We start from the raw sequence: 11,265 nt of genomic DNA on the forward strand, positions 1-11,265 counted from the left end.
GCACGTTGGAGCCTGAGCGGCATGTGCGGTGGTGCCGGGAGCCCGCGGCCGGCGGGAACTCCGCTCGGGCCCGGGTCACCGGTCACAGGGGGAACGCACCGGTCAGCAGGGCGCCGGCGGTCATGACCAGGGTGGTGGCGAAGGCCCAGCGGAAGATGAAGCGCTGGTGTTCGCCGAGCGACACCCCGCTCATGCCGACCAGGATGAACGTGGACGCGGTGAGCGGACTGAGCGGGAACCCCGTGGTCATCTGGCCGAGAATGGCAGCCCGGGCGACCTCGGCCGGGTCCGTGCCGAAGCCTTGCGCGGTCTCGGCGAGTACGGGCAGGACGCCGAAGTAGTAGGCGTCCGGGGTGAAGACCAGGCTCAGCGGCATGCCGGTGACGGCCACCGCGACGGGTAGGTGCGAGCCGAAGGAGTCGGGGACGACGGAGACGAGCGTCTCGGCCATCTCGTCGATCATTTTGGTGCCGGTGAGGATTCCGGTGAGGACGCCTGCCGCGAAGATCATCGTGGTGACCAGGACCACGCTCTTGGCGTGCTTGTCGAGCAGCGCCTGTTGCTGTTCCCAGGTGGGGTGGTTGACCAGTACCGCGATCGCGAACCCGAGGACGAACAGCACCGGAAGCGGCATCACTTCCTGGATCAGGCTGACCACGAGGGCGACAGTGAGCAGGAGGTTGAAGACGTTCAGCCAGGTCCGCGGCAGTGGCGGGACCCGGACGGTGCCGGGCCCGTCCCCCGGTGCCCGGAGGGCCTGACGCTCCCCGTCAGCCGTCGCGGGAGTGGCGTGCCGACTCGACTCGCGTTCCGTGGTCGCCGTGACCGTCGTCGTAGCGGCGGGTTCACGGTCGTCCCGCTCGTCCTCGTCCTCGTCCTCGCGCATGTCCGTGGCCGGGCCCTGCGGGGTCAGCGCGGCAAGACGGTTGCGTTCGCGGCGGCCGAGCAGGTAGGAGGCCACCAGCACCCAGGCGACGCCGAAGCCCATCGCGGGCAGCACGGGGTTGAAGACCTCGGAACTGTCCAGCTTCAGTGCAGCCATGGCTCGTACCGTCGGGCCGCCCCAGGGAACCATGTTCATCACCCCCGCGCCGAGGCAGACCACTCCGGACAGCACCAGGGGGTTCATGCCGAGCCTCTGGTAGACCGGCAGCAGTGCGGAGACGGTGATGAGGAAGGTGGAGGCACCGTCTCCGTCCAGGGCCACGCACAGCGTGAGGACGGCTGTGGCGACGGTGATCCGCAACGGGTCGCCACGCGCCACGCGCAACAGACCACGGATCAGAGGGTCGAAGAGCCCTGCGTCCACCATCAGGCTGAAGTACAGGACCGCGAAGGCGATCATGATGCCGGTGGGGGCCACCTTGGACAGCCCACCGAGGATCATCTCGCCCAGATCGCCCGCGAAACCGCCGATGAGCGCCGCCAGCACCGGAAGCAGGATCAGAGCGACCAGTACCGAGGCGCGTTTGGTCATGGTGAGCAGCAATAAGACGGCGATCGTGGCGAAGCCCAGGGCTGCCAGCATGGCGGCGCTCGCTTTCTCGGGGACGGCCCTCGGCGGCGGTGGGCGGACTGGGCGGGGGAGGCAGGCCGAGGTGTTACGCGAGAGTTTCGGAGCACCGGCGGATCGGTGTCCAGCATCAAACCGAGATCTGTTCATGCGTTAACCGCATCAATTCAAGCGGGGGCGCCTTATGCTCGTCGGCCATGGAGGCCACCACCTTGCGTCAACTGGCGGCGTACACAGCCGTCGCGCGGGCCGCGAGCTTCACCGCGGCCGCGGCGGAGATGCACGTGTCCCAGTCCTCACTCAGCCGTGCGGTCGCGGATCTGGAGCGACAACTCGGCGTCCAGCTCCTCGAACGGGACACCCGCAACGTGCAGTTGACCGCGGCGGGCGTCGAGGCCCTGCGTGTCGCCGAGCAGATCGTCGGCGCTCACCGGGCGGGCATGAAGGAACTCAGGCGATACCTGCTGGGCGAGTCGGGAACGGTCGCCGTGGCCACCCTTCCCTCCGTCGCGGCGGTGCTCCTGCCGCAGGTGATCTCCGACTTCCGCGAGCGGCGGCCACAGGTGGCGGTACGACTCCTCGACGGCCTGGAGCGGTCGGTACTGGACCGGGTGCTGTCCGGCGACGCCGACTTCGCGATCACCACCGTCGGTAACCCGCCGAAGCAGTTGGAGCACCGCCCTTTGGTCAGGGACCGCTTCGTCGCCGTGCTGCCGGAAGGGCACCCGCTCGCCGACCGCCGCGAGATCGCCTGGGACGACCTGGCTCGTCAGCCGTTCCTGGCCGTCGGGCGCGACTCGAGCGTGCGCCGGCTCACCGACGCGGCCTTCGCCCAGATCGACGCGCACACGGTACCGGCGGCCGAGGCGGGCAGTATCGCGACCGTGGGGGGACTGGTGACCGCGGGCCTCGGGGTGTCGGCGATGCCCGCCCTCGTGCTCCCGCTGATGGGTGCCGGGTCGGTCGTCTGCCGTCCTCTGGTGGACCCCGTGGTGGACCGGCGCCTGGACATCGCGCTGCGCGCTCGACGAACGCTCCCGACCGTGACGGAGCGGTTCCTGCAGACGCTCGAAGAGTTCCGCCTCCAGCGGCGACCGCTTCCGCCCGGGGTTTCGTGGGCTTGAGGCCGCGTACCAACCTCTCTCTGATTCATGCGTTTTTCGCATTGATTGATGGCCTTCTGTTGCTCGACAGGCATTTCTGCGCTCCGGCAGTCTGAGGACGACGGCGACGGCCGTGCCGCGCCAACGCGGACGAGCCGTCGGGGACCCACGCGCAACGGCAGGGCAAGGGAGCTCAGCGGTGTCGGATGACGAGCGGAACACCACCGGAAGCGGGCAGTTGCACGGGCTGAAAGTGGTCGAGTTCGCCCATGTGGTGGCCGGTCCGCTGGCGGGCTCGATGCTCGCCGACCAAGGGGCCGACGTCGTACACGTGGAACCCCCCGGCGCCGGAGACGCGGCCCGCGCCATGGGGCCCCAACGTGACGGGGTGCCCCTGTGGTTCAAGGTCGCCGGCCGCAACAAACGCTCGGTCACCCTCGATCTGCACCACGAGGCCGGCCGGCTCGTCGCCCACCGGCTCGTCGCCTGGGCGGACGTCGTCATCGTCACCCTGCGCGCAGGGCGCCTGCACGGTTGGGGACTCGACTGGGAATCCGTGCACCGGATCAACCCCCGGGCCGTGCTGCTGCAGATCTCCGGCTTCGGCGCCACCTCGTCACAGGCGGACGCCCCCGGCTTCGGCAAGGTGGGTGAGGCGCGCAGCGGAGTCGTCCACCTGACCGGCTTTCCCGACGGCCCGCCCGTGCACACCGGTTTCTCGCACGGCGACGCCGTGACCGGCCTGATGGGCGCCTACGCCGTCCTCGCCGCCCTCCACCGCCGCGACCACGACCCCGGGTTCGACGGCGAGTGGATCGACCTCGCTCTGTTCGAGTCCCTGTTCCGTCTGGTCGAGTGGCAGGTCATCGTCCACGACCAGTTGGGACGAGTGCCCGCACGCTCCGGCAACCAGTTGGCGGTCGCCCCGGGGGCCGTGATCAACACCTACCGCTCCCGCGACGGCGAGTGGATCACGGTGACCTCCGCGACGCTGCGCTCGGTCCGCAACATCGCCCGCCTGCTGGGACTCCCCGAGGAGGAGTTCACCACGGCTCAGCAACAGTACGACCGACGCGAACAGTTGGACGAGGGCCTGCGGACCTGGGTGGCGGAACGCGACACCGGCGAGTGCCTGGAGGAGTTCGCCCGTGCCGAGGTCGTGGCCTCACGGGTGTTCGACGCCGCGGACATCGCCGCCGACCCCGTGTACGCCGAACGGGAAGACATCGTCACCGTCGATGACCCCGATCTCGGCCCGGTGCGTATGCAGGCGGTGATCCCGCATTTCCGGCAGCGCCCCGGGCGGATCTGGCGGACCGGGCCCGCCCTCGGGCAGGACAACCACCTGGTCTACGGGCAGTGGCTCGGACTCAGCGCGGACGAGCTGGCCGATCTGGAGAAGAGCGATGTCATCTAGCAAGTCCTCCAAGAGCCCTGACGAGGTGAACGCGGGAGTGGTCGACCGGCCCCCGCTGCGCTCCCTGCTCTTCGTCCCCGGCACCAGGACCGACTGGCTGCCCAAGGCGAGGGCGGCGGGCGCCGACGCGGTCATCCTCGACCTGGAGGACGCGGTACCCCCCGCGGACAAGCTCGCCGCCCGCGCGCAGGTGGCCGACGCCGTCGCACGGGCCACCGCCACCGCGGCCGAGCAGGCGGGACGGATGGCGCTGTTCGTCCGTGTCAACCCGCTGGACGACTGGGCGGGGGCCGAGGAACTACGCGCGGTCGTACGTCCCGGGCTCGCCGGTGTCGTCCTTCCCAAGGTCCGCTGCGCCCAGGACGTGAAGCTTGCCGACCGGCTGCTGGGCTGGTGCGAACAGGAACAGGGCCTGCCGCCAGGACACATCGCCCTGATGCCGCTGCTGGAGACGGCGCGCGGCCTGCGCGAGGCCTACGACATCGCCCAAGCCGCCTCTCGCATCGCCTACTTGGGCGCTCTCAGCGCCCCCGGCGGCGACGTGGAACGCGCCGTCGGCTACCGCTGGAGCCCCGAGGGAACCGAAACGGTGGCACTGCGCTCCCGCGTCCTGCTGGACGCCAGGGCAGCCGGAGTGCCGTGCCCGGTCAGCGGCCTGTGGACGCGCATCACCGACCTGCCGGGATTGCGTGCCTTCGCCGAACAGAACCGCTCCCTCGGCTACGAGGGCATGATGGCGATCCATCCCTCCCATGTCCCCGTGATCAACGAGGTGTTCTCTCCCAGCTCCGCCGAACTGGCCCGCTGCGCGGAGCTGATCGCGGCGGTCGAGGCGGCACAGAGAGAAGGGACGGGCGCCGTGACCTTCCAAGGTGAGATGGTCGACGAGGCCATGGCCCGTACGGCCCGCCTTGTGCTCGAACGACACGGGGCGCAGGCCAAGGCCACAGTCCCGGGGTGACGTGCCGGCGTCGATGCGGGCCACGTACGCCGACGGCAGCGACGCAGGCCCGAACCGTTGGACGCCGTACCAGCAGTTCATCACCGCCTTCGCACGGGACTACGCCAAGAAGGCCATCACGACCTCCTGACAACGGCGCCGCCCGACCTGGTGCCCGGCCGGAGCCAAGAGCGCCAGGTCGGGCGGCGACGAAGCGTGGGTCACTTCGCCGCATTCACGTCATGGCACGGGCCGTGCCGTTGAGGGTGTAGGAGCTCGGCGGAGCGGTGTTGCCGGTGTGGGTCGCCTGGAAACCGATGTCGACGGACGCGCCTGGAGCGATCGCGGCGTGGCTCTCCCGTTCTTCAGGGATCTTGCCCTCGCCATCGTGAAACGCCCCTTCCGAGGCCGCGGTTGCTCACGCGCGGGTCCATTTCTGGTTGGTCTGGCCGTTGCAGGTCCACAGGACCAGCGGGGTTCCGTTGGCGGTGCCGGCCCCGTTGGTGTCGAGGCACAGGCCGGAGTGGACGTTGCGGATCGACCCGTCGGAGCCGACGGTCCACTTCTGGTTGTCGTGGCCGTTGCAGGACCAGGTGATGACCCGGGTGCCATTGACGGTGCCCTGGTTGTAGGCGTCCAGGCACTTGTCGCCGAACACGCGGATCTCGCCGCCCGCCCACGTGGTCCACAGCTGGTTGGCAGCCGTGTGGCAGTCCCAGAGCAGCACCGTGGCCCCGGCAGCGGTGGAGGCGTTGTCCACGTCCAGACAGCGGCCGGATCCGGTGCCGCGCAGCCGCGAGGTGGTGGCGGCCAGCGGGCTGCCGCCGGTCACCCGGAACACGGCCACGCCGTGCGCCGGCACGCTCGCGGAGATCTGCCCGGACGTGCTCGTCGTGCCGCCGCTCCACAGGTCGGTGAGGGTGAACGGCCCGCCGGACAGGCCGACTTGTGCCGCTGTCGTGGTGACCGTCGCCGTGCCGCCTCCCCGGTTGAACAGGCCCACCGCGACCGAGCCGTCCGACAGGGGCTTGGCGAACACCTCGGTGCTGCCGTCGTCGCGCACCCTGCGCCCGCCCGCGCCCAGCGGATCCTGGTTCACCGCCAGCAGACGCGGGTTGCGCAGGATCGCGCTCACGTCGGCGGACATGGTGCGGATGTCGTTGCCGGCCATGAGCGGGGCACCCAGCAGCGCCCACAGGGCGAAGTGGGAGCGGGACTCGGTCAGTGACAGGCCGGGGCGGCCGACGACCAGCATGTCCGGGTCGTTCCAGTGCCCCGGGCCGGACTGCGCCGCCAGCGGCGCGGTGACGTCCAGGACGTTGCCGACGCCCATCGGATAGCTGTTGGTGTTGCCGTTCTGCCAGATGTCGAGGAGGTCCTCGGTCGTCCGCCACAGGTCGGCGACCTCGCCCCAGTCGTAGGTGGAGCCGGTGATGGCGTGGAAGCTGTTGGGGTTGATGCTGTAGACGATCGGCCGCCCGGTGGCACGCAGGGCGTCGCGCATCAGCGTGAACCGCGCGACCTGCTCGTCGCGGGTACCGCTGGAGGAACACCAGTCGTACTTGAGATAGTCGACGCCCCACGAGGCGAACGTGGCGGCGTCCTGGGCCTCGTGCCCTCTGCTGCCCGTCGACCCGGGATAGCTGCCGCTGGTCTGCGCGCAGGTGCGTTCGCCCGGCACCTGGTAGATGCCGAACTTCAGTCCCTTGCTGTGGATGTAGTCCCCGAGTGCCTTCATCCCACTGGGGAACTTGGTCGGGTTGGACCGCAGGTTGCCCGCCGCGTCGCGCTGCGGGTCGAACCAGCAGTCGTCGACCACCAAATACCGGTAGCCGACGTCGCGCATGCCCGAGGACACCATCGCGTCGGCGGCCTGGCGAACCTGCGCCTCTGTGATCCCGCACCCGAAGCTGTTCCAGCTGTTCCAGCCGAGTGGTGGTGTGAGCGCCGGGCTGCCGGGCGCGGCCGAGGCGGTGGAGTGGGCGGAAGCCGTCACGGACGCGGTGACCGTCAGCACGATGGTCGCGAGGAGGCGGAGCAGTCGTCCGCCTGATCGTCTGGGCACTAAGGGCTCCTTCACGGAAGGGCGCCATGGGCGGGTGACACGAGGATGTATGTCACGTCCATGACACAAAACAGGTGAGTGATGGGCTCGAAATTTCGCGATCCATTGGGACGCTACTGGCCTCACGGATACTAGGGAGGCCATCGAACATGTCAACACCCATCACCGCACCGCCTCCACGATCCGGCCATACAGAGACGTGGAAGGTGGCATATTTGCATCATTCGGGCAACTGGCCTGCGATGACATGGGATCAAATATCTTCGAATGTTTCGAAGCCGCAGACGATTCATGCGAGAGGTATTGACGGGATTCACCGTCCCCCTATCATCCAGAATGCTCGGCAAGCCGATCCGCGTTCGAGATCTCGTATACAGAGCAGCCGCTCCGCGCGAACCAGCAGGGCACCTCCGGACCACTCCCACCATCAACGGCTGGGCCACAGAAGGAGAACGCCAACCGTGCAGATGTCATGGACTCATCACGTCCTGTCCCGTCGCCGCGCACTGACGGCCGCCACCGGCCTGACCGCCGGCGCCCTGCTCCCTCCGACAGCGGCCACCGGCGCCGCCTCCGCCCAAGGGCCGACCCTCGCGACCGCGGCGGCCTTCACCAACCCGGTGATCTGGCAGGACTTCGCGGACATCGACGTCATCCGCGTCGGTGACACCTTCTACGCCTCGGCCTCGACCATGCACTACTCGCCGGGCGCGCCCGTCCTGCGTTCGTACGACCTGGTGAACTGGGAGATCGCCGGTCACTCGGTGCCCGTCCTCGACTTCGGCGCCAAGTACGACCTGAACGGCGCCCGTGGCTACGTCCGGGGCATCTGGGCGTCGTCGCTGGCCTACCGGCCGAGCAACAGGACCTTCTACTGGCTCGGCCAGATCGACTTCGCCCGGACGTACGTCTACACGGCCACCGCCGCCGAGGGCCCGTGGAGCAGGCTGACGACGATCGGCACGCCATACTACGACGCCGGGCTGCTCGTCGACAGTGACGACACCCTCTACGTGGCGTACGGGAACACGACGATCAGCGTGGCCCAGCTCTCCCCCGACGGCCGCAACCAGGTCCGCACCCAGCAGGTGTTCACCACACCGTCGAGCGTGGGCACCCTGGAGGGCTCCCGCTTCTACAAGATCAACGGGCACTACTACATCTTCCTGACCCGCCCCGCGAACGGTCAGTACATCCTGAAGTCGTCGAGCGGCCCCTTCGGCCCCTACACGATGCGGCAGGTCCTCCTCGACCTGCGCGGGCCGATCCCCGGCGGCGGCGTCCCGCACCAGGGCGGACTGGTGCAGACACGAAACGGCGCCTGGTACTACCTGGCCTTCGTCGACGCCTACCCCGGCGGCCGGATGCCCGCCCTGGCACCGGTCACCTGGACCGCGGACGGCTGGCCGGTGGTGCAACTCGTCAACGGCGCATGGGGCACCTCGTACCCCAGCCCGGCCGTGCCCACCCCACCCCGCCAGGTCACCCCCATGACCGGCGTCGACACCTTCGACGGCACAGCCCTCAAGCCGAGATGGGAGTGGAACCACAACCCGGACAACACCAAATGGTCGGTGAACAACGGCCTGACCCTGCGGACCGCCACGGTCACCGACGACCTCTACTGGGCCCGCAACACCCTCACCCACCGCATCCAGGGCCCCACCTCGACCGCCACCGTCCAGCTCGACTTTCCGGCGATGCGGGACGGGGACCGCGCGGGACTCGCCCTGCTGCGCGACTCCTCCGCCTGGATCGGCGTCAAACGCGATGGCACCACGACGCGGGTGGTGATGGTCAACGGACTGGCCATGGACAGTAACTGGAACACCACCGGCACCGGCACCGAGGCCGCCGGCGCGGCCGTCTCGGGCAGCCGCGTCTGGCTGCGCGCGAGCGCGGACATCCGTCCCGGCACCGGACGCCCCGGCACCTTCTCCTACAGCACCGACGGCACCACCTTCACCCGCCTCGGACCCACCTTCTCCCTGGGCAACGACTGGCGGTTCTTCATGGGCTACCGATTCGCCCTCTTCCACCACCCACGCAGGCACTCGGCGGCGCGGTCCGCTTCACACGGTTCGAGCTGACCACGCCCTGAAGAGGTCCACCGATCGCACCACGCAACCCCCCACCCACCCCACGAGGAGAACGATGAACCCACTGAAACGGCTCGGCTCGCGCCGAGCCTCGGTCCTGGGCCTGCTGGCCGCGACCGTCCTGGTGACACCCGGGAGCGCGACCGGCGCGCCCGACGTGCCCGACGCACGCGACACCGTTCGGGCCTCCGCCCTGGGCGCCCAGGCGGCCCAGTCCGGGCGGTACTTCGGAACCGCCGTGGCCGCAGGCCGGCTCGGCGACCGTACGTACACCGGCATCCTCGACCGTGAGTTCAACTCGGTCACGCCCGAGAACGAGATGAAGTGGGACGCCACCGAGCCCTCCCGCGGCTCGTTCAACTTCGGCCCTGGCGACCAGATCGTCAACCGCGCGCTGTCCCGCGGTCAGCGCATGCGTGGCCACACCCTGGTGTGGCACTCCCAACTGCCCGGCTGGGTCAGCTCCATCAGGGACGCGAACACCCTGCGATCCGTGATGAACAACCACATCACCACCGTGGCGAACCACTACAAGGGAAAGATCCACTCCTGGGACGTGGTGAACGAGGCCTTCGCCGACGGCGGCAGCGGCCAGCTCCGCAGCTCGGTCTTCCGGGACGTGCTGGGCAACGGCTTCCTGGAAGAGGCGTTCCGCACGGCCCGGAAGGCCGACCCGGCGGCCAAGCTCTGCTACAACGACTACAGCATCGACGACTGGAACGCCGCCAAGACCCAGGGCGTCTACCGCATGGTGCGCGACTTCAAGGCACGCGGAGTACCCATCGACTGCGTCGGCCTCCAGGCCCACTTCGGCGCCGGCGGCCCTCCCGGCAGCTTCCAGACGACGATCTCGAGCTTCGCCGCACTCGGTGTGGACGTCCAGATCACCGAACTGGACATCGCGCAGGCGTCGCCGACCGCGTACGCGAACACGGTCAGGGCCTGCATGAACGTGGCGCGCTGCACCGGCATCACGGTCTGGGGTATCCGCGACAGCGACTCCTGGCGCAGCAACGAGAACCCGCTGCTGTTCGATCGCAACGGCAACAAGAAGCCGGCCTACAACGCGGCGCTGACGACGCTGGGCGGCACACCCACCACCACCCGCATCGCCCCCGACGCCGCCGCCCTGCCCAACAGGTACTCATGGAGTTCCAGCGGCGCCCTGATCGGGCCGAAGTCCGACGCGACGCACAGCATCGCCGGCCTCAAGGACCCGACGGTCGTCCAGTACAACGGCAAGTACCACGTGTTCGCCAGTACCGCGAGTTCCACCGGCTACAACCTGGTCTACCTGAACTTCAGCGACTGGTCCCAGGCCGGCTCGGCCACACACCACTACCTGGACCGCACCGCCATCGGGGCCGGTTACCGGGCCGCGCCGCAGGTCTTCTACAACGCGCCGCAGAAGCTGTGGTACCTCGTGTACCAGACCGGGAACGCCTCGTACTCCACCAACCCCGACATCAACAACCCCAACGGGTGGAGCGCACCGCGCAACTTCTTCTCGTCGATGCCGGACATCATCAAGCAGAACATCGGCAACGGCTACTGGGTCGACATGTGGGTGATCTGCGACAGCGCCAACTGCTACCTGTTCTCCTCCGACGACAACGGACACCTGTACCGCTCGCAGACGACCGTCGGCCAGTTCCCGAACGGGTTCACGAACACGGTCATCGCCCTGCGGGACTCCAAATACGCGTTGTTCGAAGCGAGCAACGTGTACAAGGTGCAGGGCAGCAACCAGTACCTGCTCCTCGTTGAGGCCATCGGTTCCGACGGGCGGCGCTACTTCCGATCCTGGACCTCCTCCGGCCTCGCCGGCTCCTGGACGCAGCTCGCCGCATCCGAGAGCAACCCCTTCGCCCGGGCGAACAACGTCAGCTTCCCCGCGGGCGCCTGGACCCGGGACATCAGCCACGGCGAGATGATCCGCGCGGGCTACGACCAGACACTCACCATCCCCTCCTGCCGGCTCCAGTACCTCTACCAGGGCATGAATCCCAACGCGGGCGGCGACTACAACCTCCTTCCGTGGCGGCTCGGCCTCCTGACCCAGACCAACTCGACCTGCTGACCGACTGTGCCGAGGGGAGCGCGTCCGGCCCGGGAGCGCTCCCCACCC

Annotated in this window: 8 protein-coding genes and 1 pseudogene; 6 read left to right on the forward strand and 3 right to left on the reverse strand. The window is 69.0% G+C overall.

All coding sequences use genetic code 11. The annotated features are described in order from the left end of the window. Positions 1 to 82 precede the first annotated feature (82 nt). Complete coding sequence (locus tag ACWBNA_RS24220) at positions 83 to 1,528, reverse strand: CitMHS family transporter (RefSeq protein ID WP_482706601.1); 1,446 nt, start codon at positions 1,526 to 1,528, stop codon at positions 83 to 85. Positions 1,529 to 1,710: 182 nt separating this feature from the next. Between ACWBNA_RS24220 and ACWBNA_RS24225 the strand changes: the two genes are divergently transcribed. The 4 genes from ACWBNA_RS24225 to ACWBNA_RS24240 all read left to right on the forward strand — a co-directional run bounded on the left by ACWBNA_RS24225 (position 1,711) and on the right by ACWBNA_RS24240 (position 5,124). Further along, positions 1,711 to 2,637, forward strand: a complete 927-nt coding sequence (locus ACWBNA_RS24225) for a LysR family transcriptional regulator (RefSeq protein ID WP_482706602.1) — start codon at positions 1,711 to 1,713, stop codon at positions 2,635 to 2,637. 178 nt (positions 2,638 to 2,815) lie between these two features. After that, entirely contained in the window at positions 2,816 to 4,033 is a 1,218-nt protein-coding gene (locus tag ACWBNA_RS24230; protein WP_482706603.1) for a CaiB/BaiF CoA transferase family protein, read from the forward strand. Further along, a complete protein-coding gene (locus ACWBNA_RS24235) occupies positions 4,023 to 4,994 on the forward strand; it encodes an HpcH/HpaI aldolase/citrate lyase family protein (protein WP_482706604.1) in 972 nt (323 codons plus the stop codon). Before ACWBNA_RS24230 ends, ACWBNA_RS24235 begins: the two co-directional genes overlap by 11 nt. A gap of 13 nt (positions 4,995 to 5,007) precedes the next feature. Then, positions 5,008 to 5,124 (forward strand): hypothetical protein, encoded by a 117-nt coding sequence (locus tag ACWBNA_RS24240; protein ID WP_482706605.1) that lies wholly within the window; start codon positions 5,008 to 5,010, stop codon positions 5,122 to 5,124. Between the two features lie 84 nt (positions 5,125 to 5,208). On the opposite strand, the gene ACWBNA_RS24245 is transcribed toward ACWBNA_RS24240, so the two are convergent. Both ACWBNA_RS24245 and ACWBNA_RS24250 read right to left on the reverse strand, forming a co-directional pair. Beyond that, entirely contained in the window at positions 5,209 to 5,346 is a 138-nt protein-coding gene (locus tag ACWBNA_RS24245) for a cellulose binding domain-containing protein (RefSeq protein ID WP_482706661.1), read from the reverse strand. A 45-nt stretch (positions 5,347 to 5,391) separates the two neighbouring features. Continuing rightward, positions 5,392 to 7,038, reverse strand: coding sequence for a glycoside hydrolase family 27 protein (locus tag ACWBNA_RS24250; RefSeq protein ID WP_482706606.1), 1,647 nt, complete (start codon positions 7,036 to 7,038; stop codon positions 5,392 to 5,394). Positions 7,039 to 7,505: 467 nt separating this feature from the next. On the opposite strand from ACWBNA_RS24250, the pseudogene ACWBNA_RS24255 reads away from it, so the two are divergent. Together ACWBNA_RS24255 and ACWBNA_RS24260 are read left to right on the forward strand one after the other, a co-directional pair. Next, positions 7,506 to 9,139, forward strand: a pseudogene (locus tag ACWBNA_RS24255) (glycoside hydrolase family 43 protein). Positions 9,140 to 9,192: 53 nt separating this feature from the next. Beyond that, complete coding sequence (locus ACWBNA_RS24260; protein ID WP_482706607.1) at positions 9,193 to 11,217, forward strand: glycoside hydrolase; 2,025 nt, start codon at positions 9,193 to 9,195, stop codon at positions 11,215 to 11,217. Positions 11,218 to 11,265 lie beyond the last annotated feature (48 nt).

It is taken from the genome of Streptomyces sp. Q2 (assembly GCF_056820935.1).